The organism is Corallococcus caeni (genome assembly GCF_036245865.1).
GTDB lineage: Bacteria > Myxococcota > Myxococcia > Myxococcales > Myxococcaceae > Corallococcus > Corallococcus caeni.
Genome location: NZ_BTTW01000002.1, coordinates 1,220,671 through 1,243,180, shown reverse-complemented (window position 1 = coordinate 1,243,180; position 22,510 = coordinate 1,220,671). Strand labels below are relative to the sequence as shown.

The 22,510-nt window shown below is 70.9% G+C and carries 18 protein-coding genes; 13 read left to right on the top strand and 5 right to left on the bottom strand.

Features of this window, described 5'->3' with window-relative positions; genetic code table 11:
* Nucleotides 1–36: 36 nt before the first annotated feature.
* The 3 genes from AABA78_RS13175 (at nt 37) to AABA78_RS13165 (ending at nt 2,123) form a co-directional block, all read left to right on the top strand.
* Nucleotides 37–891 (top strand): class I SAM-dependent methyltransferase, encoded by an 855-nt coding sequence (locus AABA78_RS13175; RefSeq protein ID WP_338263327.1) that lies wholly within the window; start codon nt 37–39, stop codon nt 889–891.
* A gap of 269 nt (nt 892–1,160) precedes the next feature.
* Complete coding sequence (locus AABA78_RS13170; RefSeq protein WP_338263325.1) at nt 1,161–1,928, top strand: zinc-dependent metalloprotease; 768 nt, start codon at nt 1,161–1,163, stop codon at nt 1,926–1,928.
* An 81-nt stretch (nt 1,929–2,009) separates the two neighbouring features.
* The gene (locus AABA78_RS13165) at nt 2,010–2,123 is read left to right on the top strand and encodes a DUF2378 family protein (protein ID WP_338263324.1); all 114 of its coding nucleotides are present in this window, start codon (nt 2,010–2,012) and stop codon (nt 2,121–2,123) included.
* 28 nt (nt 2,124–2,151) lie between these two features.
* Here the strand turns inward: AABA78_RS13165 and AABA78_RS13160 are convergent, their stop codons facing one another.
* Nucleotides 2,152–5,259: an efflux RND transporter permease subunit gene (locus AABA78_RS13160; protein WP_338263323.1), complete on the bottom strand. Its 3,108-nt coding sequence runs from the start codon at nt 5,257–5,259 to the stop codon at nt 2,152–2,154.
* 20 nt (nt 5,260–5,279) lie between these two features.
* Nucleotides 5,280–6,458, bottom strand: coding sequence for an efflux RND transporter periplasmic adaptor subunit (locus tag AABA78_RS13155; RefSeq protein WP_338263322.1), 1,179 nt, complete (start codon nt 6,456–6,458; stop codon nt 5,280–5,282).
* 287 nt (nt 6,459–6,745) lie between these two features.
* Between AABA78_RS13155 and AABA78_RS13150 the strand changes: the two genes are divergently transcribed.
* From AABA78_RS13150 to AABA78_RS13135, 4 genes are all read left to right on the top strand, one after another.
* Nucleotides 6,746–7,987: a hypothetical protein gene (locus tag AABA78_RS13150; RefSeq protein WP_338263321.1), complete on the top strand. Its 1,242-nt coding sequence runs from the start codon at nt 6,746–6,748 to the stop codon at nt 7,985–7,987.
* 174 nt (nt 7,988–8,161) lie between these two features.
* Complete coding sequence (locus tag AABA78_RS13145) at nt 8,162–11,065, top strand: cation-translocating P-type ATPase (protein WP_338263320.1); 2,904 nt, start codon at nt 8,162–8,164, stop codon at nt 11,063–11,065.
* Between the two features lie 27 nt (nt 11,066–11,092).
* Nucleotides 11,093–11,332 (top strand): hypothetical protein, encoded by a 240-nt coding sequence (locus tag AABA78_RS13140; protein WP_338263319.1) that lies wholly within the window; start codon nt 11,093–11,095, stop codon nt 11,330–11,332.
* A gap of 9 nt (nt 11,333–11,341) precedes the next feature.
* Nucleotides 11,342–11,959 carry an HMA2 domain-containing protein gene (locus AABA78_RS13135; RefSeq protein ID WP_338263317.1) on the top strand — a complete coding sequence of 206 codons (618 nt, stop codon included), beginning with the start codon at nt 11,342–11,344 and terminating at the stop codon, nt 11,957–11,959.
* A 52-nt stretch (nt 11,960–12,011) separates the two neighbouring features.
* Here AABA78_RS13135 and AABA78_RS13130 read toward each other — a convergent pair whose 3' ends face one another.
* From AABA78_RS13130 to AABA78_RS13120, 3 genes are all read right to left on the bottom strand, one after another.
* Complete coding sequence (locus AABA78_RS13130; protein WP_338263316.1) at nt 12,012–13,520, bottom strand: aldehyde dehydrogenase family protein; 1,509 nt, start codon at nt 13,518–13,520, stop codon at nt 12,012–12,014.
* Nucleotides 13,521–13,756: 236 nt separating this feature from the next.
* Nucleotides 13,757–14,593: a hypothetical protein gene (locus tag AABA78_RS13125; protein ID WP_338263315.1), complete on the bottom strand. Its 837-nt coding sequence runs from the start codon at nt 14,591–14,593 to the stop codon at nt 13,757–13,759.
* A 218-nt stretch (nt 14,594–14,811) separates the two neighbouring features.
* The gene (locus AABA78_RS13120; RefSeq protein WP_338263314.1) at nt 14,812–15,723 is read right to left on the bottom strand and encodes an RluA family pseudouridine synthase; all 912 of its coding nucleotides are present in this window, start codon (nt 15,721–15,723) and stop codon (nt 14,812–14,814) included.
* A gap of 196 nt (nt 15,724–15,919) precedes the next feature.
* Here AABA78_RS13120 and AABA78_RS13115 point away from each other — a divergent pair, with 196 nt between their 5' ends.
* From AABA78_RS13115 to AABA78_RS13090, 6 genes are read left to right on the top strand one after another with little or no spacing between them, the layout of a single operon-like run.
* A complete protein-coding gene (locus tag AABA78_RS13115; protein WP_338263313.1) occupies nt 15,920–16,885 on the top strand; it encodes an ABC transporter ATP-binding protein in 966 nt (321 codons plus the stop codon).
* Complete coding sequence (locus tag AABA78_RS13110; RefSeq protein ID WP_338263312.1) at nt 16,882–17,691, top strand: ABC transporter permease; 810 nt, start codon at nt 16,882–16,884, stop codon at nt 17,689–17,691. Before AABA78_RS13115 ends, AABA78_RS13110 begins: the two co-directional genes overlap by 4 nt.
* Nucleotides 17,678–18,928: an aminotransferase class I/II-fold pyridoxal phosphate-dependent enzyme gene (locus AABA78_RS13105; protein ID WP_338263311.1), complete on the top strand. Its 1,251-nt coding sequence runs from the start codon at nt 17,678–17,680 to the stop codon at nt 18,926–18,928. The genes AABA78_RS13110 and AABA78_RS13105 overlap by 14 nt, the downstream gene beginning before the upstream one ends.
* Entirely contained in the window at nt 18,925–19,836 is a 912-nt protein-coding gene (locus AABA78_RS13100) for a nucleotidyltransferase domain-containing protein (RefSeq protein ID WP_338263310.1), read from the top strand. The genes AABA78_RS13105 and AABA78_RS13100 overlap by 4 nt, the downstream gene beginning before the upstream one ends.
* The gene (locus AABA78_RS13095) at nt 19,833–21,524 is read left to right on the top strand and encodes an alpha-amylase family glycosyl hydrolase (RefSeq protein WP_338263309.1); all 1,692 of its coding nucleotides are present in this window, start codon (nt 19,833–19,835) and stop codon (nt 21,522–21,524) included. Before AABA78_RS13100 ends, AABA78_RS13095 begins: the two co-directional genes overlap by 4 nt.
* Complete coding sequence (locus AABA78_RS13090) at nt 21,521–22,510, top strand: nucleoside-diphosphate kinase (RefSeq protein ID WP_338263308.1); 990 nt, start codon at nt 21,521–21,523, stop codon at nt 22,508–22,510. Before AABA78_RS13095 ends, AABA78_RS13090 begins: the two co-directional genes overlap by 4 nt.

Sequence of the window (22,510 nt, the reverse complement as noted above, 5' to 3'; positions counted from 1 at the left end):
CCTTCGGTTCTTGAAGGCAAGCAGGAGGAGACGACCATGGATGAGACTCGCCAGACCGGGAATGAGCAGACAGCGCTTTGGAACGGGACCGCCGGACGCGCCTGGGTCGACACGCAGGAGGTGCTCGATTCGATGTTCAAGCCGATGGAAGACCTGCTCGTCGAAGCGGTCGTCGCCGGCTCCGCGAGACAGGTGCTCGACGTCGGCTGCGGCACGGGCAGCACCACCCTCGCCTTCGCCCGGCGGCTCGGCGCGGAGGGCCGCTGCACCGGCATCGACATCTCGGAGCCGATGCTCACCGCCGCCCGGGCCCGCGCTGAAAGGGAGGGCCTTCCGGCAAGCTTCATCCGCGCGGACGCGCAGCGCCACACCTTCGAGCCCGCGAGCTTCGACATGATCCTGTCGCGCTTCGGCGTCATGTTCTTCGAGGACTCCGTCCAGGCCTTCGCGAACCTGCGGCGTGCCGCGAAGGCTGGCGCCGGACTCCGGTTCATCGCCTGGCGGAGTCCTTCGGAGAATCCTTTCATGACGACAGCCGAGCGCGCCGCGGCACCGTTCCTGCCGAACCTCCCCGCCCGCCGGCCGGACGCGCCGGGGCAGTTCGCCTTCGCGGACGCGAGCCGGGTCCACCACATCCTGGAGGAGAGCGGCTGGGCGGACATCCACATCCAGCCCATCGACTTCGCGTGCACGCTGCCGGAGAAGGAGCTGGTCCATTACCTCACCCGGCTCGGCATCCTCGGCCGGGTTCTTCACGAGCTGGACGACCGGACCCGCACCCAGGTCATCGAAACGGTCCGCGCCGCCTTCGAGCCCTTCGTGCACGGGGCGGAGGTTCGCTTCACCGCGGCCTGCTGGAGCGTCGCGGCCCGAGCGCCCGCCGCGCCGTAGCAAGCGGCGGGCGCGTCGGCATTCGAGAACAGTGGCGCGGCCTGTCACACGCTCTCCGTGAAACCACGGGTCTTCGCGGCAGGGAGCGCTGAGACATCATCGCGTATTGACATGTGTTTCCGCACTCGCGAGCTAAGTCCGACTGACTACAATTTCTCGTTTTATTGGACTTCGCGGATGGAAACCCTCTTAGACTGGCGACAATCCCGCCCGGCGCTCCGTGCCGGGGGCGGGAGCTGGGCTGATCCACGTCAAGAGGGGCATCGAACATGTTCAAGAAGGCTGCTGTCCTCGTGGTGAGCTGTGGCGCGTTGCTGACGGCCTGCGGTGGCGATGCGCAGAGCGAGAACGAGGAGATCGTCTCCAACCTGGTCGAGGCGGGCTTCCCCGCGAATGACATCATGGTCGTCGACAACGCGGTGTACGTGGGGCGCGATGCTCACGTGAGCCTGGAGGCCTCGCGGGAGATGCTCCAGACCCGCGGTGAGACGGCGGAGCAGTACCGGACGACCAACCTCGTCGGCACGAGCGTGACGAAGATCTGCGTCGTCCCCACGGCCCAGTTCAACAGCTACAGCCGCCTCAGCGCGGGGCTCGACCTGGCCATCGAGAACTACAACAGCCAGGGGCTGCGCATCACCTTCGCGCGCGGCTCCGCGTCCGACTGCACCGCGACCATCTCCGCGAAGACGACCAGCGGTGTCGGCGGCTCGTCCGGCTTCCCCAAGGGCGGCAAGCCCTACGGCACCATCAACATCGGCGTCGGGCTGCAGGACTACAGCGTGGACGTGAACGAGCACGTCATCACCCACGAGATTGGCCACACCATCGGCTTCCGCCACACGGACTACTACGACCGGTCCATCAGCTGCGGCACCGGCGGTGACGAAGGCGCGTCCAACGTGGGCGCCATCCACATCCCCGGGACGCCGACCACGGCCTCGCGGGGCGGCTCGGTGATGAACTCCTGCTTCAGCTCCAACGAGACCGGCGAGTGGACCAGCTCCGACCGCACGGCGCTGGACTACCTCTACTGAGCGCTTGAGTGCCCCCCGGGTCCGCGCAGGACCCGGGGGACTTCACCCCGCGCGCGAGTGCATTGCAGGGTCATTCCAGGGATGCTCCCGCACGTCGAAGCGGGGCTGATGAAGGCCGGAGCGAAGAACGTCCGCGTGGAGCCCTTCGACTTCAACGGCCACGCCTGCGCCTACCGCGTGCGCTGGGACCCGTGAGCCACGGGCCCCAGCGACTTCGCAGCCGCTACGTGGCGACCTCGGGCTGCTCCCGCGGTGCCACGGCTTCGCTGGCGGCCGCGGTGCGCGTCTTCGCGATGAGCAGGTAGATGGCCGGCACGAAGTAGAGGGTGAAGAGCGTGCCCAGCGCCATGCCCGTCACCAGCACGAGCCCGATGCTGTTGCGCGCCGCCGCGCCCGGGCCCGACACCAGCACCAGCGGGAAGTGGCCCGCGACCGTGGCCACGGTCGTCATCAGGATGGGACGGAGCCGTTCGGCCGCCGCCTCCTTCACCGCCTCGAGCTTCGTCCTTCCCTCCTCCTGGAGGCGGTTGGCGAAGTCCACGATGAGGATGCCGTTCTTCGCGATGAGCCCCACCAGCGTCACCAGGCCCACCTGGGAGTAGATGTTGAGCGTGGTGGTGAAGCTGTCCGTGAAGTACGGCATCGTCGGGTTCGGCATCCGCAGGAACGTGGTCGTCAGCGCGCCGAAGAGCGCCAGCGGCACCGACCCGGCGAGGATGATGAGCGGATCCCTGAAGCTGTTGAACTGGGCCGCGAGCACCAGGAAGATGAGCACCACCGCCAGCCCGAACGCCGGGGCGAACGAGTCGCCCTCCAGGCGCAGCTGCCGGGACTCGCCCGTGTAGTCGATGCGGTAGCCCGCGGGCAGGATCTTCGCGGCTTCCGTCTCCAGGTAGGTCAGCGCCTCATCTAGCGGGCGGATGGCCACGCCGCTGAGCTTCACCGCATTGAGCTGCTGGAAGCGGTTGAGCGACCGGGGCGCCACCTTCTCCTTGAGGGTTGCGATGGACGACAGCGCCACGAGCTTGCCGTCGGGACCCGTGACGTGGATGTCCTTGAGCTGCTCCGGGTTGAGGCGGGAGGTCCGCAGGACCTGCGGGATGACCTTGTAGCTGCGCCCAGCGATGTTGAACCGGTTGACGTAGTTGCCGCCCACGGCGGACCCCAGGTCCATGCCCACCGTCCCCAGGTTCAGGCCCAGCTGCGCGACCTTCTCACGGTCGACCTCGACCTCCGACTGGGGCTGGTCCAGCTTCACGTCGATGATGGGCGGGAAGGCGAACAGCCCGCTCTGCGCCGCCTTCTCCTGGAGCTGCTGCGCGAAGCCCAGCAGCTCATCCGCCTCCGCCGTGGAGGCGATGACGAACTCCACCGGGAAGTTGCCACCGCCCGGCAGCGCGGGGGGCTGGAGGGCGAACGTCTGGACCGCGGGGAGGGTGTTCACCCGCGCCTGCGCCTCCGCCAGCACCTGCGCCGTGGTGCGCGTGCGCTCCTTGAACGGCTTCAGCACCAGGCCCCAGAAGCCATTGCTCGGCTGCACGATCTGGAAGTTGAAGCTGGACTCCGGCATGTCCATCAGCAACTCGCTGGTCCGGGTCACGGACGGCTTCAGCTGATCCAGGGTGGAGTTGGACGGGGTGCTGACGATGCCGATGACGAAGTCCTGGTCCTCCACCGGCGCCAGCTCCCGGGCCGACTGGCTGAACATCACCAGGGCGAGCACGCTCAGGAAGATCCACGCCGCGTAGACGGGCCCGCGGACGAGGAGCGAGCTGTCCAGGGAGCGGGCATACGCTGCCCGCAGGCGCGCGAAGGCGCGGTTGATGACGCCCGCGAACCCCTTGTCCTCGTGGCCCGCCTTCAGGAGCACGGAGGACATCATCGGGGAGAGCGTCAGCGCCACCACGCCCGACAGGGTCACCGCGCCGGCCAGCGTGAGCGCGAACTCGCGGAACAGCGAGCCCGTGAGGCCACCCTGGAAGGCGATGGGCGCGTACACCGCGGCGAGCGTGAGCGTCATCGCGATGATGGGACCCACCAGCTCCCGCGCGCTCTTGAGGGCGGCGTCCACCGGGCGCAGGCCGTCGCGCAGGTGGCGCTCCACGTTCTCCACCACGACGATGGCGTCGTCCACGACCAGGCCCACCGACAGCACCACCGCGAGCAGGGTGAGCAGGTTCACCGTGAAGCCGAACACCTGCATCAGGAACACCGTGCCGATGAGCGACACCGGGATGGCCACCACCGGCACCAGGATGGAGCGCACGGAGCCCAGGAACAGGAAGATGACCAGGACCACGATGAGCAGCGTCTCGCCGAGCGTGCTCACCACCTCGTCGATGGCGTTCTGGATGTAGTCCGTGCCGTCGAAGGCGACGCCGCCGTGGATCTGCTCGGGCAGGTCCTTCTTGAGCGACTCCATCTCCTTGCGGATGCGCTGCATGACGTCCAGCGAGTTGGCGTTGGGGAGCGACCAGATGCCGACGAAGACCGCCGTCTTCCCGTTGAGCGTCACGTCGGTGTCGTAGTCCTCGGCGCCGAGCACCACGTCCGCGACGTCCGACAGCCGCACCACCGCGCCACCGTCCTTGCGGACGATGAGCTGCTTGAACTCCTCCACGGAGCGCAGGCCCGTGTTCGCGGTGAGGTTCACCTGGACGAGCGAGCCCTTCGTCTGGCCCACGGCCGCGAGCGCGTTGTTGGCGGTGAGCGCCTGACGGACCTGGATGGGGCTGACGTTGAGCGCGGCCATCGCGTCCGGCTTCATCCACACCCGCATGGCGAACGTGCGCGCCCCGAGGATGTCCGCGCGCTGCACGCCCTCCACCGAGGACAGCCGGGGCTGCACCACGCGCACCAGGTAGTCGGACAGCTCGTTCTGCTGGAGGAAGTCAGAGGTGAAGTTGAGGTACGCGACGGCGAACTGGCTGTCCGCGGACTCGATGCTCAGCACGGGGACCTGGGACTCGGGCGGAAGGTCGCCGCGAACCTGGTCCACCTTGGCGCTGATCTCACTCAGGGCGCGGTTGGCGTCGTAGTTGAGCTTGAGCCGCGCACGGATGATGGAGATGTTCTGCGAGCTGGTGGACTCGACGTAGTCGATGCCGTCCGCCGCGGCGATGACGCGCTCCAGCGGCGTGGTGATGAAGCCACGGACGAGCTCCGCGTTGGCGCCGACGTAGACCGTGGTGACGGTGATGTCGGCGTTCTCGCTGCGCGGGTACTGCCGCACGTTGAGGGTGCGCAGGGCCTGCAGGCCCGCGATGATGATGACGAGGTTGACGACCAGCGCCACGACCGGACGCCGGATGAAAAGGTCGGTGAAGTTCATGGGTTCGCCTCTCCGCGTCCCTACGGGTTCACCGGCTGGGGCGCGGCCTCGACGGGAGGCGCCAGCGCGTTGTTCACGACGACGGCCGCGCCGTTCTTCAGCTTGAAGACGCCGCTGCTGACCACGGTCTGCCCGGGCTTGAGGCCGGACGTCACCGCGACGTAGTCACCCCGGCGCTCACCCAGCCGCACGAACTGCTGGCGCGCCAGCAGGGCCGTCTTTCCCGCGGCGTCCTTGCCCTCGGCGAGGGTGAACACCGAGTCGCCATAGGGCGCGAAGAGGACGGCGGTGGCGGGGATGGCGACCACGGGCTCGCTGGCGTCGGAGAGCACCTCCACGCTGGCGAACATGCCCGGCAGGAGCCGGCCGTCCGCGTTGGGCACGGTGGCGCGCATGCGCACGTTGCGCGAGGACATCTCCACCTCCGGGTTGATGGTGGTGAGGTCCCCCTCCCAGGACTCGCCCGGGAAGACGTCGACGCGCAGGCGCACCTTCTGGCCCTGCTTCACCTGGGCCAGCGCCTGCTGGGGGAGCTGGAACTCCACGAGCGCGGGGCTGGTGGACTGGAGGGAGACGATGGGGTTGCCCGGGGAGACGAGCTGCCCCAGCTCCACCTGCCGGATGCCGACGCGGCCCTCGAAGGGCGCGCGGATGGTCTTCTTCGCGATGAGGGACTTCAGGTGCGCGACGGTGGCCGCGGCCTGGGTTGCCCGGGCCCGGACGGCATCCAGGTCCGACTGGGTGTTGGCCCCCTGGGCGTTGAGCTTCTCGGCGCGGTCCCGGTTCAGCCGCGACAGCTCCGCGTCGGCCTCGGCGCCGGCCAGCTGCGCCAGCTCGCTGGAGGTATCCAGCTGGACGAGCACCTGGCCCTTCTTCACCGAGGCGCCGCTGTCGAAGCGGATGTCGTTGACGACGCCCGGCAGCTCCGCGCTCAGGGTCACGCCGCGCAGCGCGATCACCGTGCCGACGGCGCTCCGTGTCCCCTGCCAGCCGAAGGACTCCGCCTGGGCGGAGGTGACGGACTCCGGCGGCGGCACGAAGGTTTCACCGGCCTTGATCATCGCGACGATCTGGCCCGCCTTGACCGCGACGAGTCCCGCGAAGACCGCGACCAGCAGCAGCACGCCGATGACCCACCGCTTGACGCGGCTGGCAGGGCGCGGTGAGGAGAGAGGCACTTCAGGAGCAGGAGCATGCATCGTGGGCACTCGAACCGGCTGAGAGGAGCAGCCGTGTCAGGGAATGGCCGCGCTGTAGCCGAATCGTCCCGCGTTTGCTCCCTTGAAAATCTGTTCAGGTTGTGACCACCGCGCGTGGACGACTTTGTCGAGCGAGCAGGTGACGAGGCCGTTACGGGCCTTCGAGGGGCTGCTCCCCTGGCGCCGGTGTCTGCCAGGGCTTGCGCGCGTGTCCAAGGTTCTTGCGAGGCGAGGCCGCACGGAAAGCGGGGTCTGGCCCTGCTGGCGCGAGTCCTCGAGGAGGAACCATGACGCAGACGATGGAATTGGCTCCACGCGAGCGCGAGGAAGGCGCGGCGCTCCTCCAGCGCTCCTGGCAGCTGGTGGGGGCGCTGACGCACGAACTCTCCCCCAGGGACCTGCGCACGGGGCGCTGGTTCACCAAGCTGCTGTCCACCTACCTGCGGCACTACGACGCGCACCGGCTGCACCGGGCCGCCGCCGCGAAGGGGACGGGCGCGGACACCACCGAAGCCATCATCCGGCGCGCCTGCGGGGCCGCCTTCCTCTCCGGCGCGGGGAGCGGCTCGGTGACCTCCGGAATCACCGTGGCCTCAGCGGACGCGGGTGTCCCCGGGCTGGTGGTGGGCATCCCCGCCGCGGGGCTGGCCGTCACGACGGAGATGGTCGTGAATGCCCTCATCAACCTGCGGATGGCGTGTGACCTGGCCAGCGCGTTCCAGGTGCGCTTCGACCCGGAGGACCCCTCCGACTTCTCGCGCCTCTACGCCATCACCCGCGGCCAGGCAGAACACGCCGAGGACGAGGAGGACCCGCTCGGCCTGGGGCGCGTGGAGCACCTGGCGCGGGCGAAGGCGACCGACCTGGGCGAGGACCTGGGGTCGAAGCTGTTGGGCGAGAGCGTGTCGCGCAACCTCGTACCCTTCCTGAACGTGGTGACGTCCTCCGTGGCCAACTGGCGGCGCACCCGGCGGCTGGGCCGGTCCGTGCTGGGGTACGTGCGGCTGCGCCGCGCCCTGGAGGACGCCGACGCCGCCATCCGCCGCGTGGCCCCGGAGGCCGTGAGCCTGCTGATGGAGAGCGCCTGGTTCCTCTTCGTCTCCGATGGCCGCCTCAGGCAGGAGGAGTCCGCCGTGCTCGCCCACCAGCTCGCCCGGCTCCCCCCGTCACGGCGCCAGGAGACCACGGAGCGCTTCGTGGAGGATGCCTCCGCGTGGCTCAAGCGCCTGCGCTCGGCGCCGGCCAGGGCGCGCGAGGTCCTCATGTGGTCGCTGAACCAGCTCTCCGCCGCGGACCTCACCGTGTCCGCCCCCGAGCGAGACCTGCTGCGGAGGGCCGCGGAGGCCCTGCACACCTCCATGGACAGCGGACACCTGGACGCGCTGGTGCGGCGCTACCGCACGGAGGGCGTGACCCACGCGTTCGCCGCCCCGGTACGAGCCGCCACGCGGCCCGCACGCAAGCCCGCCAGCCGCAAGACCTCGCGGGCGGCGAAGGCACGGGAGACGCCAGCGCACCTCCACCACTGAGCCCCCCGTCCCTCCAGGTCCTGCCTCCCGGGACTGAAGGACGAGCAGGGTGTTGAGAGGTGGAACGGCCGGCGCGCGGGTGTCACCTCCTCACCGTCCCCTGGCGCGCCGGGCCGCCTTGTCCGGACGGGCCGCCACGCCCACCTCTCATGCCGGGGCGTGGGGGGGCTGCGGATGATGGTGTTCCTCATGGACGGACAGGCGGCGCCCGCGAGGGTGGTCCGCCACTCGACCGCGGCGCGGCGGTTGCGTCTGGAGGTCCCCGGCCTGCGGTGGAACCACGTCCTCGGGGAGCGGCTGGAGCGCACCTTCGCCACCTGGCCCGGCATCCAGGAGGCCCGCGCGGAGCCCCGCACCGGCCGCCTGCTGGTGCGCTACGCGCCGGAGGCCCCGCTGCTGGCCCGACTGCGCGATGAACCCGACGAGCCGGTCGCCTGGCCCGTCCCGCACCACGCCCGCCCGGTGCCGGGCACGCGGAGCGCTCCCCGGGAGCCGTGGCACGCGATGACCGTGGAGGCGGTGCTGGCCCGGTTGGACGGCACGGACCAGGGACTCACCTCGGAGGAGGCGGCGCGGCGGCTCAGGCACTACGGCCCCAACCTGGTGGTGGCGGAGAAGCCGCGCTCGCGCCTGTCCATGCTGGGCTCGCAACTGGCCACCGTGCCCACGCTGCTGCTGGTGGGCTCGGCGGGGGCCTCGGTGCTGGCCGGAGACGCGGTGGAGGCGACCGCCATCCTCACGGTGGTGGGGCTCAACGCGGGCATCGGCTACCGCATCGAGCGCCGCAACCAGGAGCTGCTCGCCTCCTGGCAGAAGCTGGAGGCGGGCGCGGCGCAGGTGCTGCGCGGCGGCGTCCTCCTCACGTTGCCGGTGGCGGAGCTCGTGCCCGGAGACGTGGTGCTGCTGCGCGCGGGGGACGTGCTGCCCGCGGACGTGCGCGTGCTGGACGCGCACCGGCTCACCGCGGACGAGGCGCCCCTCACCGGCGAGAGCGAGCCGCAGGCCAAGCAGGCCGCGCCCGTGGATGCGCGGGCGCCGCTGGCGGAGCGGGCGTCGCTGCTGTTCGCGGGCACCACGGTGGCTTCGGGACATGGGCGCGCCCTGGTGGTGGCCACCGGGGCGGATACGGAGCAGGCGCGCGTGCGGGAGCTGGTGGCCCAGGAGTCCGCGCCCGCCACGCCGCTGACGCGCAAGCTGGGCCAGCTCGACCGGCGCGTGGCGGTGGCCTCCGTGGGCGCGGCGGGGCTGTCCGCCCTGGTGGGGCTGGCGCACGGCCGCTCCGGGCCCCAGGTGCTGCGCGGCGCGGTGGCGCTGGGCGTGGCGGCGCTGCCAGAGGGCCTGCCCCTGGTGGCGACCGCCGCGCTGGTGCGCGCCATGCAGCGGCTGCACGCGCGCGGCCTGGTGGTGCGGCGCGTCTCCGCCGCCGAAGCGCTCGGAGGCGTCACCGTCATCTGCACGGACAAGACGGGCACGCTCACCCGCAACGAGATGCGGCTGGAAGTGCTGGACCTGGGGGACGGGGCCCTGGAGCTGGCCTCGCTGCGCCCGAGGCCCGACGCCGTGCTGGAGGACCCACCCACGCTGGCGCTGGCACTGGCGCTGCTCAACAGCGACGTGGACGTCCACCGCAGCGGCAAGGAGCTGGAGGTGTCCGGCAGCTCGACGGAGAAGGCGCTGGTGGCCGCCGCGCACGCAGCGGGGCTGGACGGGGCCGCGCTGCGTCGCGCCTTCCCTCGCCGCGACCTCCTCGAGCGCTCCGAGGGCATCCACTACGTGGTGAGCATCCACCGGGCGCCCGGGGGCGGCACGGTGGCCTTCGTCAAGGGGGCTCCCGAGCAGGTGCTGACCCTGTGCGACCGGGACCTGAAGGGGCCGCTGGACGCGCGCATCCGGGAGCGGCTGGCGCGGCGCAACGACGCGCTGGCGGCGGACGGGCTGCGGGTGCTGGGGCTGGCATGGCGGAGGCTTCCCGGAGACGGCGGACACGCGCCCACGGACGGCTATACCTTCATCGGTTTCGTGGGGTTGAGAGACCCGCTGCGAGAGGGCGCGGCGGAGTCGGTGCGCAAGGCGCGCGGCGCGGGCATCCGCACGGTGATCCTGACGGGAGACCAGCCCCGCACGGCCGAGGCCATCGCCCGGCAGGTGGGGCTGGAGGGCGACACGCTCACGCCGGCGGCGCTGGCGCGGATGCTCGAGCTGCCGGCCGCCGAGCTCTCGCGGAGGCTCGAGCGCACGGCGGTGCTGGCGCGCGTGACGCCGGAGGACAAGCGGGATCTGGTGAAGGCGCTGCGCGCGCACGGCGAAACCGTCGCCATGGCGGGGGACGGCATCAACGACGCCCCGGCGCTCCAGGCGGCGGACGTAGGCGTGGCGGTGGGCGTGCGCTCCAGCGACATGGCGCGCGCGGTGGCCGACGTGGTGATGGCCAGCGAGGACCTGCGCAGCATCATGTCCGCGGTGGGCGAGGGCCGCATCGTCCAGGACAACCTGCGCCGCGCGCTGCGCTTCCTCTTCGCCACCAACCTCTCGGAGATGACGCTGGTGCTGGGCGCGGGCCTGCTCGGGCTCTCGGAGCCGCTCACGCCGCTGCAGCTGCTGTGGATCAACCTCCTCACGGACACGCTGCCGGGAATCGCCCTGGCCATGGAGCCGGGAGACCCGGCCGTCCTCGACCGGCCGCCCGCGCCGCCAGGGATGCCGCTGCTGACGCGCCCGGCGGTGCGGCGCGTGGTGCGGGACGGAGCGCTGATGGCGGGCGTCGGAGGGCTGGGGCTGGCGCTGGGCGGGCCGCCGCTGGCGTTCGGGACGCTCACCGCGGTGCAGCTGGGCTACTCGGCCGTGTGCCGGGCGCCAAGGCAGGCGCGGCGCCACCTCCCCTCGGACGGCGAGTGGCGCATCCCCGCCTTCATCGGCGGGGCCGCGGCGGTGCACGTGGCGGCGCTCACCCTCCCCCCGCTGCGGCGGGTGCTGGGCCTTCCGGCGCCCACGGTCCTGACGTTCGGCGGGCTGGCCGTGGGCCTCGTCCTGCCGGCCCTGATGGGCGCGCTGCCCGCGTGGAGCAAGGCCCATGACTGATGCAACTTCCCCTCCGGAGGCAACGCCGTGAAGTTCGACCTTCCATCCTTTCTCATGGGCTATGGCGCGGGAGCAGGCACGATGCTCCTGGGCAAGCACCTGCGTCCCCTCCTCATGGAGGTGGCCACCGCGGCCTACCGTTTCGTTGACCGGGTGGCCGCGCGCGCCGCCATGAAGCAGGAGGACCTCGAGGACCTGCTGGCCGAGGCGAAGGCCCGGGCCCGCGGCAACGAGCGCACGCGCCCGGTGGGCGAGGCCCAGGCCTAGGGAGCGGACATGCCGAAAGTCATCCACGTCATCCACGCCTCGCCGGGGCGCACGCGCCTGCGGCTGCCCTGGTTGCGGCACGACGCGAAGCAGGCCACGTCCCTGGCGGACGCGCTCACGCGGGTGGAGGGCGTGCGCGAGGTCCAGGTGCGGCCCTATACCGGCAGCGTGCTGTGCCTCCACGCCCCCCAGGACCTGGGCGTCGAGCGCGTGCTGGAGGAGGTGCGCCGGCGCACCGGCGTGGACGAGGTCCTGCGCCCCGGCGAGGAGCCCCCCGAGGAGGAGGCGAGGCTGCTGCGGGCCCTTGCGGAGGGCAGCGGCGTGGCGCGCGCGGCCAGCCAGTTCTTCAAGGGCGTCAACCTGGACCTGCTGCGTGCCACCGAGGGGCGCATGGACCTGGGCGTGCTGGCGGCCATGGGCTTCGCGGTGGCGGGCGCGGCGGAGGTGGCCGTGACCGGCAGGGTGTCCCGCCCGCCGTGGTTCAACCTGGCCTGGTGGGCCTTCCGCACCTTCGCCACCCTGGAGGATGTGGCCATCCGGAACACCCCCGCCCCGGTGCGCAACAACGGAGGCAACGGGGTCCCGCACGGCCCGGACGCCGCCAGGGCGCCCGGGCACGACGCATGACGTGAATCCCCGGACCCCTGGGGGACCTCTCCTGGCGACGCGAGGGTCGACTTCAGTCTGGCCAGTTGCCTTCGAGAGGATGGGGGCCGTCGGTGAAGGCGCGCACCAGGTGGGTACCACCCACGAAGGCGCCCGCCCACGAGCCGCCCTTGCCACCGAAGGACTCCTCGCGGTCGCCGCGCGAGCGCAGCGCGTTGATGCCGACCTTGAAGGCGTGGAGCCGCGAGGCGATGCGCTGTGCGAGCTCGGGGTCATCCGTCGCCACCGAGGCCACGAGCGCGCCGTTGGAGACGTTGGCCTCCCGCACCAGTTCCTCCTCGGAGTCCACCGACACCACGATGTCGACGGGACCGAAGGGCTCGCGCAGGTAGAGCTCGCTGTCGCGCGGGACGCCGAAGAGCAGGACGGGCGGCAGATACGCGCCCCGCTCCTGTCGCGGGGTGAAGGCGTCCTCCGCCAGCTCGCCCTCATGCAGTACCGCCGTGCCCCGCTCCCGCGCTTCGGCGATGAGCGAGCGGAGCTCCTCCACCTTGCTGGGAGAGATGAGGGGCCCGAAGTCCACGTGCGCGCCCAGGACCGGATTGCCCACGCGCAACGCCGAGACGGTGTCGACATACGTCCGGACGAACCTCGGGACGAGCGACTTCTCGACGACCCACCGGGTGTAGGCCGTGCAGCGTTGCTTGCCGAAGTCGAAGCCCGCTCGAATCTGTCTTGCGAGCGCGTCCCAGTCCGAGAAGTGCGTGATGGCGTAGGCGTTCACGCCCTCCATCTCCAGCGCGTAGCGCTTGTCCGTTTCGCGCAGGCGGCGGTGGACCTCCGCACCGTTGGCGCGGCCACCAATGAAGGCGACGCCTCCGATGCGAGGGTGGCCGACGAGCGCCTCGGAGAGGTCCCTGCCCCGCCCGCCGACGAGCGAGACGGGAAGGCCCGCGCGGCGCAGCAGCGCGAAGGCGAGCGTGAGGGAGACACCGCCGCCCTGGGTCGGGATCTTCGCGATGACCGAGTTGCCCGCGAGCGTCTGGACGAGCACGTTGAGCAGCAGCACCGAGAAGGGATAGTTCCAGGAGGCGATGTTCGACACGAGGCCGAGCGGCTTGCGGCCGTCGAGCATCGAGCCCATCCGCTCCAGGTACCACGCGATGCCCGCGAGGCAACGGTCCACGTCGTTGTACGCGGTGGGCAGCGTCTTGCCGATGTCCCACGCCAGGATTCGCACGAGCAGGTCCCGGTGCGCGTGAAGCAGCACCACCGCCTCCGCGACGGCTCGGGCGCGGTCCTCGAGTGGACGGGCCGCCCAGGGAGCGAACTCCGCCGCTGCCTGCTCGACGCCCGACGCCACCTGTGCGGCGCCGAGCAGCGGCAGCTCCGCGATGACGCTGCCGTCAATGGGTGAGCTGGCATTGAACCAGGCAGGCGGATGGATCCACCGACCCGCGACGGGTGAGAGCAGCCGGCCCTGGGCGTCGAAGGCCTCCGGGACGGCGCGCCGGGCGCCAGCAAGCAGGCGGCGGCTGTCCAGGTGCATCAGGGGTTCGCCAATGGCTTCGGTATTCAGCACGGGTGTCCCTCCTCGCGCAGTGGCTGCGCGCCAGCTCAGTTGAAGCCCGGCACATGACGAGCCGCGGCATGAGCGCAATATCGTCACGCGCGTTCCATCTGTCTGGAGAGGCAGGCAAGGGGTCGCGCGCCCCGAGGGGCGGGACGCGCGTCGTGAAGCGGGGCCGGAGCAACAGCAGGCAGGCGCCTGGGGCGGGCGGGAGCCGGGTGCCCCCGCCCGCCCGCGGTGCCTGGAGCTCAGCAGCCCAGTGAATACGACTGGGTGTTGCCGTTCGGCCCGGTGACGGTGATGGTGCTGGAGCCGTTGAACGACGAGGTGAACGTCCCAGAGCTCGTCTGCGTCGTCACCGACCCCGCCGAGGGGCACTGGTTGGCGCAGCGCTGGTAGCCCGACACGGTCGTCGACGAACTGAGGCCGTTGCGCGTGCCCGTCGACTGACTGTCCAGGGTGAAGCACCCGCTGCCCGCCACCCAGGTGACGGTGCTCTGGGACGATCTCGTGTCGAAGCGATCCGGCGAGAAGCTGTTGGAGGCGATGGTCACCTGGCGCTGGTTCCCGTTGGGAGGGGAGCCGGTGATCTGCATGGAGAGGTTGAAGGGCGCTCCGTTGATGGAGAGGTTGGACGAGGTGGCGTTCATGGAGAGCTGCCCCTGGTTGTCAGCGAGCACCAACTGCACGTTGCCGGAGATCTGCTGGAGCACGACCGGCGCCGCGCAGTTGTTGAAGGTGTAGTTCACCGTCGCGCCCGACGCGGTGGCGGTGGCGCACCCGGCGGGAGTGAAGTTGGAGGAGGCGTTCGCCGCGAGCTGTGCGGCCGCCGCGTTCACGTCGACGGGGGCCTGAGGCTGCCCGCTGCCAGTGGACAGGGGCAGCAACCTGCCGATGCTGTAATACCAATAGCTGTAGACCGGATCGACCCAGGCGTAGCTCCACGCCGCGTCGTACGCCCCATAGTAGGGATCGTAGTAGGCGGAGTCGTAGTAGTACGGGTCGTAGAAGACGTCGTCGTCGGCGCAGCCAGTGATTGCGAGCAGCGACAAGAACCCCAGCGCCCATTTCATCTTCTTCTTCATCTTGCCCCCATCCTGTTTGTCTTTGCCCGCGCGCTCACCGAGCGGTGGGCGTGCAGCACCGACGGACACACCGAGAGTCCTCTCGGGAGTCGGAACCGGGACGAAGGTGGAAACCGGTGGCCAGCGGAAGAACTGGCCCGGGGAGCAGCCCGATTGCGGGCTGGCGGTCATTCGCGTCACGTGCCCCAGGAAGACGCGACCGGGCCAGCGGGCGTACGTCAGCCTTCGGCGGTCCTCAGCCCGGGAGGCGGTGGCGCGTACAAGCGCAGGCGCTCCCCCGACAGCGGATGGGTGAAGGCGAGCGTCTCCGCGTGGAGCAGGTAGCCGCCGTCTCCGGGCAGCCCGGGCGAGTGCTCACGGGGCAGCCCCCCTGCGGCGAACAGCGGGTCTCCCGCGAGCGGGTGGCCGATGAACGCCAGGTGGATGCGGATCTGCTCGGGACGCCCCGTGTGGATGTGAACCTCGAAGAGCGTCTGGTCGGCACGTCGCTCCAGCACCCGGGCGCTGCTACTCGACGCCTTGCCCTGGGGGGTTGCCCCGTGCACGGAGCCCAGCAGGGGATGGGGCACCAGCCCGATGGGCGCGCGGATCTCGTAATGCTCCTGCACCGCGAGCCCCTCCGAGAGCGCGCGGTAGCGCTTCTCCACGCTGCCCTCGCGCCAGTCGCGCGAGAGACGTGCGGCCGCCTCGCGCGTGCGGGAGAAGAGCACGAGCCCCGAGGTCGCCCGCCCCAGGCGGTGCAGCGCCGAAGCCTCCGGCCAGCGCCTCCTCACGAACGAGAGCAGCGTGTTCTTGAGGAAGCCGCCCGAGGGAATCGTCGGCAACCCGCTCGGCTTGATGACCGCGAGCAGCGTCGCGTCCTCGTGCACCAGCTCGAAGCTGTCCGGCGTCTCTCCCTCCTGCCAGGGAGGGCGGTGCCAGCACAGCACCTGCCGGGCGCGCAGCACTTCGTCGCCGGTCGCCGTGACGCCATCCAGCTGGACCTCACCGCGCAGGAAGCGGGCGCGCCACTCCGCTTCGGAGGAGTGCCGGTACGTGTCCGTCAGGTAGGCAAGCGCGCTGCGCCCGGCGCCGGCTTCGATCTGCTCGCGGTACACGTAGCCGTCATTCAGGCCTGAGTTGGACGTCACCCGTCCATCCTAACCGGCCCGTCGAGGATCCTCACGGTCCGCGGAGAGCAACGGGAGAGCGCCGCGAAAGCGAGCAGGACGTGCGAGGTGACAAAGGCTTTCATCGAGCGCTCCGTGATGGGTATGGCCAGCTCATCCTCGACGCAGGCGGCTGACGCCGGATGTCAGACCGCATCTGTAGAAGGTCATCCCGACGATGACCGACAAACATTCTTTTCCTGAACAAGAAGCATTTCAGGATCCAATCAAGACACCTGGGCGTCTTCGTCAATCCCTGGGGCCCGCGCACGGAACCGCCCTGCTCTCCGCGGAGCGGCTTTCGTTCGCCTTCGCCCAGGGGACGCCCGTACTCCGCGAGGCCTCCCTCCACTTGAAGGCGGGGACGTCCGTGGGGCTGCTCGGGGCCAACGGCGCGGGCAAGACGACGCTGCTGGGGGCCCTCACCGGCACCGTGCGGGGAACGGCGGGAGGCTCGGTGCGGCTCGACGTGGGCGGGCTGCCCGCGCGCCGCGCCATCGGGTTCGCGACGCAGGCCATCGCGCTCTATCCCGTGCTCACGGTGGAGGAGAACGTCGGGCACCTGGCCCGGCTGTTGTTGGGGCGCGCAGAAGCAAAGGCCGCCATCGAGCGGACCCTGGAGGAGTTCGCGCTGGGTCCCATTGCCCGCACGCGCGTGCATCACCTGTCAGGGGGGCAGCGGCGGCTCGTGCACCTGGCGGCGAGCTTCGTCCATGCGCCGCCCATCCGGCTGCTGGATGAGCCCACCGTCGCGCTCGACTTCGAGGCCCGCCAGCTGGTGGTGCGCCGGGTGCGCGCGTGGCGCGAGGAGGGCGCCGCGGTGCTGGTCACCGCGCACTACCCCGAGGACATCGAGGAGTTGTCCACGGAGCTGGTGCTGCTGCGCGACGGGAAGACGCGCGACCTGGGAGCTCTGGGAGCGGTCCTGTCGAGTCAGGCGCGCACGCTGTCGCTGCGGGGCGCCGAGGCTTCGTGGGAGCTCACGCTCGCCACCAGCAGCCTGGAGGAGGTCCGCTCGAAGCTGGGCGAGGTCCCCTCCGACGTCCACCTGTCCGAGCTGCGCCTGTCCGGCAACCGGCTGCGCGACATCCTGCTGCGGGACCCCTCCCTGAGCGCCTTCGCCCGGGAGTCGGAAGGGCCATGAATCCAGACATCGCTTCCAGTGCCCCCTCCGCACCCAGCGGCGTGGCGGGTTTTGTCAACGTGGTGCGTTGCTACGCGCTGACGGAGTGGCGGGTGCTCGCGCGCGAGCGCACGGCCATGGTGTTCATCTTCATCCTGCCCGCGGTGCTCTCCGCCATCCTGGGCCCGGGGGTGTCGGGGCTCGACGCGGCGCCGGGCGCCATGGGCCGGGCCACCATCGGCTTCGCGGTGATGTTCAGCTACATGGTGGTGACCTACTCCGGTCACGCCTTCTACCGGGACTTCTGGTACCACACCCACGGCAGGCAGGCGTTGATCCGCCCCGCCCGGCTCGCGTTCGCCATGGGCAAGGTGTTGCCCGCGTGCGCGATGTCTTTCGTGCAGCTGCTGCTCTTCACGGGCTTCGCGGCGGTGTTCCTGGGGCTGCCATTGAATGGCGACGTCCTCCAGGTGGCCCTCACCGGCGCGGCGCTGGTGACCAGCGGTTCGGCCCTGGGCTTCCTCCTCTTCGCCATCACGCGCAGCACCGCCACGCTCTCCAACCTCTCCTACCTGGTGCTGGTGACGTTCAGCGCGGTGGGTGGCGCCATCGTCGCCACCGAAGCGCTGCCGGGTTGGTCGCGCACGCTCGGCTACGCCACGCCGCACTACTGGGCCCTGCGCGCGCTCAACGAAGCCACCTTCGGCCAGGGCCGCTGGAGCGTCGTGCTCCAGAGCACCGCCGTCATCCTCACCTTCACTGCTGTCTGCGCGACCGCCGCGAGCTTGGCGTTCGACTTCCGGGACCAAAAACATGACACGACCTGAACAAGACACGGCGGGCCGCCCTCGGGTGCCCGTCATCCAGCGGCTGCTCGGGGATCCGCGCGTGGCGCAGGCCCGGCTGGGCAAGCGCATTGGCCGCCTCCCCTACTTCACGCGGGTGGAGTCGGCCACCGGCCCCATCACCCGCATGGAGGGCCGGGACATCCTCAACTTCGGCTCCAACAACTACCTGGGGCTCGCGAACGACCCGCGCGTCATCGCCGCCGCGCAGGAGGCGTCCGGCCGCTGGGGCGCGGGCGTGACGGGCTCGCGCCTGCTCAACGGCAACCTGGCGCTCCACGAGGAGTTGGAGGACGCGCTGCGGCGCTTCTACGGCCGCACCGGCGCCATGGTGTTCTCCACCGGCTACGGCGCCAACCTGGGCCTGATGAGCTCGCTCCTGGGCCGCAATGACCGCGCCTGGGTGGACGAGGAGATGCACGCCTCCGTCCTGGACGGCGTGTGGCTGGCGCGCGCGACCATGAAGCGCTTCGGCCACAACGACCCGGAGCACCTGCTGGCCCAGGCGAAGGAGGACACCGCCTCCGGCCTCTGCGTCGTGGAGGGCGTCTACTCCATGCGCGGAGACCGGGCTCCGCTGCGCCGGTTCCTGGAGGTGTGCCGCGAGACGCGGCTGGCGCTCGTCGTGGACGAGGCGCACGGCCTGGGCACGGTGGGCACGCGGGGACTGGGCACCGTGGAGGAGGACGGCGTCGTCCAGGACGCGGACTTCATCACCATCACCTTCTCCAAGAGCCTGGGCTCGTGCGGCGGCGCCATCATCGGGGACAAGGAGCAGATTGAAGCGCTGCGCGTCCTCACGCGGCCCTTCCTCTTCACCGCCGCCAACACGCCGGCCTCCGTGGCCGCGGCGCTGGCCGCCCTGCGCATCCTCCAGGAGGACCCGGGGCTGGTGGCCCAATTGAAGGAGCGGGTGCGCTCGCTGCGCGAGGCGTTGGTGGCGCGCGGGCTGCGGCCCCTTCCGTCGGACGGTCCCATCGTCAGCGTGGAGGTGGGCGCGGACTTCGACACGCTCCAGGCGTGGAGGCTGCTGTGGAACCGGGGCATCTACGCCAACCCGGTCATCCACCCGGCCGTCCCAGCGGGCCGCGGCCTGCTGCGCCTGAGCGTGATGCGGACGCATGAGGAGCAGATGGTGCGCACCGTCGCGGACGCGTGCGCTGACGTTTTCTCGGACTTGCAGCTGTCCCATGAGGGACGCGGGAAGGTGGCATCATGAAGCGCACACATCAGCTCTCCAGTGGTCAACCGCTCACCACGCAGACGCTCCGCGCCCACGGCGTGGACGTCGAGCGCATCCTGTCGGAGCTGGTCAGCGACCCCGCCTCGTGCGGCGTGCTGCTGACGGGTTCGCTCGCGGCAGGCAACGGCACGCCCAGCTCGGACGTGGACCTGATGGTGCTGGTGCCGCACCGCACGTCGCTCATCTCGACGAAGGACGGCGTGCGCTTCAAGAACAGCCGCTTCAGTGAAGCGCTCCAGTACTGCGACGGCATCGAGGTCAACATCGAGCTCGCGGAGCGCGGCCGCGTGGCGGAGATCATGACCTGGATGACGGCCATCGCGCCGGCGCTCTACAAGCCGTCCGAGCTGAAGTTCATCCCCATCATCGACGGCCCGGAGCTGCGTTTCCTGCACCGGCTGCGCGCGGGGCTTCCGCTGCTGAACCCGAGCCTGGTGGCGAGCTGGCGGGACGAGTTCCTGGTGGAGCTGCTGCCCACCTACCTCACCGTGCGGCACTTCATGGAGGTCCACGAGTACCTGGAGGACGCCATCAGCCACCGCGCCGTCAGCGAGGAGTCCAGCCGGCACGTGGCACGCATCGCGGTGGAGGAAGCGCTGGTCTCCATCCTCGCGGCCCTGGGCGTGACGAGCGCGGCGCGCAAGTGGCTGCTCATCGAGTCGCGCAAGGCGATGGCCACCGCGGGCGAGGTGGACCGGAGCCTGCTGGCGGAAGGGCTCTCCATCCACGCGGACTGCGCGACGGGCCCGCTGGGTGAGTGCCTCACGCGCATCGAAGCGCTCCACCAGCGCATGGCCAGGCGCATGGCAGCGGAGCCGGAGCTGGCGCGCGCGGTGGAGTTCCTCCAGGGCAGCATCACGTACGTCCTCGAGCACCAGGGATGAGCGCCTCCGGCAACACGGCGACCCCACTCGCACGGGTGCGGCTGGGGGACGCGCTGGGACAGCTCTACGGGGCGGAGCGCGCGGAGGCGCTCGTCCGGGAGCTGTCCCAGACGGCGGAGGGCGTCCGCGCGCGCCTGAAGCCCGGGCGCGCGGCGGTGGACGCGCGGCCCGCGGTCATCGCCGTGTACCCGGACCACGTGCTCGACGGGGAGTTGGCTCCGCTCGCGGCGCTGCGGCGCTTCCTCCTGGAAGAAGTCGGCGGCGTGGGGCCGGCCCTGCTGCATGTGCTGCCGCCCTATGTGTCGGACGGGGATGACGGCTTCGCGGTGGTGGACCACCAGGCCGTGCATCCGCGCCTGGGGGGATGGGAGGACCTGGAGCGGCTGTCGGAGGTGGGCGGCGGGCTGATGCTCGACCTGGTGATGAACCACGTGTCCACGTCGCACCCGGCGTTCCGGGACGTGCTGCGCGGCGAGGGGCGGCCCGGGGACTTCCACCTCTTCTCCGAGCCGCAGGCCATCGAGTGGGGCACGCGGGTGCGGACCTCCTCCATCCTCCAGCGCTTCGACACGGGGAGCCGCGCGGTCTGGGCGTGGTGCACGTATGGGCGCGCGCAGGTGGACCTGAACCACGGCTCGCCGGACGTCTTCCTGTCCATGGCGGGGACGCTGCTGCGGTTGGTGGAGGCGGGCGCGCGGGTCGTGCGCCTGGATGCCATTCCCCACGTGTGGAAGCGCGTTCCCGGAGGACCGCACCAGCCGGAGGCGAAGCTGCTGGTGCGCGCGCTGCGAGCCGTGACTGATTTCGCGGACCCGTCGGTGCGCCTGCTCGCGGAGACGGACCACCGCGCAGGGGAGCGGTGCTACCTGGGCGAGGAGCTGGCGCAGCACGACAACCACCTCGCGGTGCCGCTGCTCGTCTTCGCGGCGGCGCTCGCGGGTGAGGCCGGTCCGCTGGTGGACTGGGTGAACGCATCCGCGTCGGATGCCCACGGCCGTGACGGCTACGCCTTCCTCCAGACGCATGACGGCGTGCACCTGCGTCCCATGGATCCGCCGCTGGATGCCCCGACGCTGCGGCGGGTGCTGGAGCGGATGGAGCGTGCTGGCGTCCGGGTGTCCCACGCGGACGTGGGGAGAGAGCCCCGGCCGTACGAGTTCAACAGCTCCCTGCATCGCATCTTCTCCACGGAGGCGGGGCTCGACGTCGAGCGCTACCTGGCCGCGCACGCGCTGCTCTTCGCGCTCCCGGCCACGCCGTGCCTCTATTTCCCCACGCTGTTCGGGCTGCCGGACGCGGTGGGCGTCGAGCCCTCCAACCCCCGCGCCGCGAACCGGCACCGCTACACGGAGGGCGCCCTGCGAGCGTTGGTCCGGCAGCCGGTGCACGCGAGCATCCGGAAGTCCCTGCTGAACCTCATCCGCCTGCGCGACCGGACGCTCGCGCTGCGGGAGGACCCTGGCTGCGAGGCGCGGCTGCCAGCACCTGGAGTCCTGCACCTGGCGCGAGGCCATGGCCGTCAGCCCCTGCACGTCCTGGTGAACTTCGGCGTGGGCCCCGTGTCCGTGTCCGTGCCGCTGCGGGAGTGGAAGGACCTGCTCGGCGGGCGTCAGGGGCAGGGAGACGTCCTGCTCGCGCCAGCAGAAGCGCTGTGGCTCGTGGAGCCCGGGAGTGGAGACCGCACATGAGAAACGCAGCCAGTGTGTCCGGACTCGTGGAGGCCTTCGGCTCGCGTCCAGGGAGCGAGGAGCTTGTCTTCACGTTCTTCGACCCGTACGCCATCGGGCTCGGGCTCGCGGAAGAGGCGCTCGCGTTCCTGGAGGGCGAGGGCTTCCGCGTCGTGGACCGGCGCTTCGTCCAATACACGCAGAGCAGCATCGAGGCGGTGTACAGCCCCAACCGGCCCATCGCGCTCGACAAGACGTGGGCCGTCCCCAGCGAGGTGTACCTGCTGGAGTCCTCCTGCGCGCTCATCCTCCGCACCCCGGGCCGGTCGGCCTGCGCGGCGTTCAAGTCGCTCAAGGGGTCGGCGGATCCGCGCAAGCGCTCACCGCTCCACCTGCGCAGCCGGCTGCAGGCCCCGACGCGCGCGCTGAGCCTCATGCATTCCTCGGACGACACGCGCGCCATGATTGAAGAGGCAGCCACGGCCTTCGACCCGCGAGAGCTGCGCATGCTCCTGGAGTCGGAAGGACGTCCCACCCGGCGCGCGGGCTCCGCCATCCAGCAACTACCGGGGGCCGTCGTGGGGCGGGCGTGGCGGCCTTCGCCCATGGAGTTCCTGGTCCACCTCCGCCTGCGCCTCGCGGAGGAGGTGGAGCTCGTCGCCCCCTGGCCGGAGGAACTGGTTGCACCGTGGCGTGAGGCGGCGGGCGAACTGGAGGCACTCCGCTCCGAACCTTCCGCATCCCGCGAGGTGTACCTGCGCGTCGTGGCCCGCGAGACGGCGCTGGTGGACGACGCGGTCCAGGCGGGGCTTTCGCATCCGCGCCGGCCCGGGATGTTCGACTACCGCGTGGAGCCTTCGCTCGCTGCCACGGTGCTGGAGTTGCTCCACCACCCGGCGCTGTACCGCGAGACAGACCTCACGCGGCTCATCGGTCCGTTGGGGGCGCTGGTCCGCAACGCCTACGAGCGCGTGCTCCTGCGCAGCGCGCTCCAGGAGTTCGAATGA

What these genes read in the sequence shown, in the direction of transcription:
- AABA78_RS13110 (WP_338263312.1), top strand. Translation starts at nt 16,882, where the DNA reads ATGAATCCAGACATCGCTTCCAGTGCCCCCTCCGCACCCAGCGGCGTG.
- AABA78_RS13105 (WP_338263311.1), top strand. Translation starts at nt 17,678, where the DNA reads ATGACACGACCTGAACAAGACACGGCGGGCCGCCCTCGGGTGCCCGTC.
- AABA78_RS13095 (WP_338263309.1), top strand. Translation starts at nt 19,833, where the DNA reads ATGAGCGCCTCCGGCAACACGGCGACCCCACTCGCACGGGTGCGGCTG.
- AABA78_RS13145 (WP_338263320.1), top strand. Translation starts at nt 8,162, where the DNA reads ATGATGGTGTTCCTCATGGACGGACAGGCGGCGCCCGCGAGGGTGGTC.
- AABA78_RS13160 (WP_338263323.1), bottom strand. Translation starts at nt 5,259, where the DNA reads ATGAACTTCACCGACCTTTTCATCCGGCGTCCGGTCGTGGCGCTGGTC.
- AABA78_RS13150 (WP_338263321.1), top strand. Translation starts at nt 6,746, where the DNA reads ATGACGCAGACGATGGAATTGGCTCCACGCGAGCGCGAGGAAGGCGCG.
- AABA78_RS13165 (WP_338263324.1), top strand. Translation starts at nt 2,010, where the DNA reads ATGCTCCCGCACGTCGAAGCGGGGCTGATGAAGGCCGGAGCGAAGAAC.
- AABA78_RS13090 (WP_338263308.1), top strand. Translation starts at nt 21,521, where the DNA reads ATGAGAAACGCAGCCAGTGTGTCCGGACTCGTGGAGGCCTTCGGCTCG.
- AABA78_RS13100 (WP_338263310.1), top strand. Translation starts at nt 18,925, where the DNA reads ATGAAGCGCACACATCAGCTCTCCAGTGGTCAACCGCTCACCACGCAG.
- AABA78_RS13170 (WP_338263325.1), top strand. Translation starts at nt 1,161, where the DNA reads ATGTTCAAGAAGGCTGCTGTCCTCGTGGTGAGCTGTGGCGCGTTGCTG.
- AABA78_RS13115 (WP_338263313.1), top strand. Translation starts at nt 15,920, where the DNA reads ATGACCGACAAACATTCTTTTCCTGAACAAGAAGCATTTCAGGATCCA.
- AABA78_RS13175 (WP_338263327.1), top strand. Translation starts at nt 37, where the DNA reads ATGGATGAGACTCGCCAGACCGGGAATGAGCAGACAGCGCTTTGGAAC.
- AABA78_RS13155 (WP_338263322.1), bottom strand. Translation starts at nt 6,458, where the DNA reads ATGCATGCTCCTGCTCCTGAAGTGCCTCTCTCCTCACCGCGCCCTGCC.
- AABA78_RS13125 (WP_338263315.1), bottom strand. Translation starts at nt 14,593, where the DNA reads ATGAAGAAGAAGATGAAATGGGCGCTGGGGTTCTTGTCGCTGCTCGCA.
- AABA78_RS13135 (WP_338263317.1), top strand. Translation starts at nt 11,342, where the DNA reads ATGCCGAAAGTCATCCACGTCATCCACGCCTCGCCGGGGCGCACGCGC.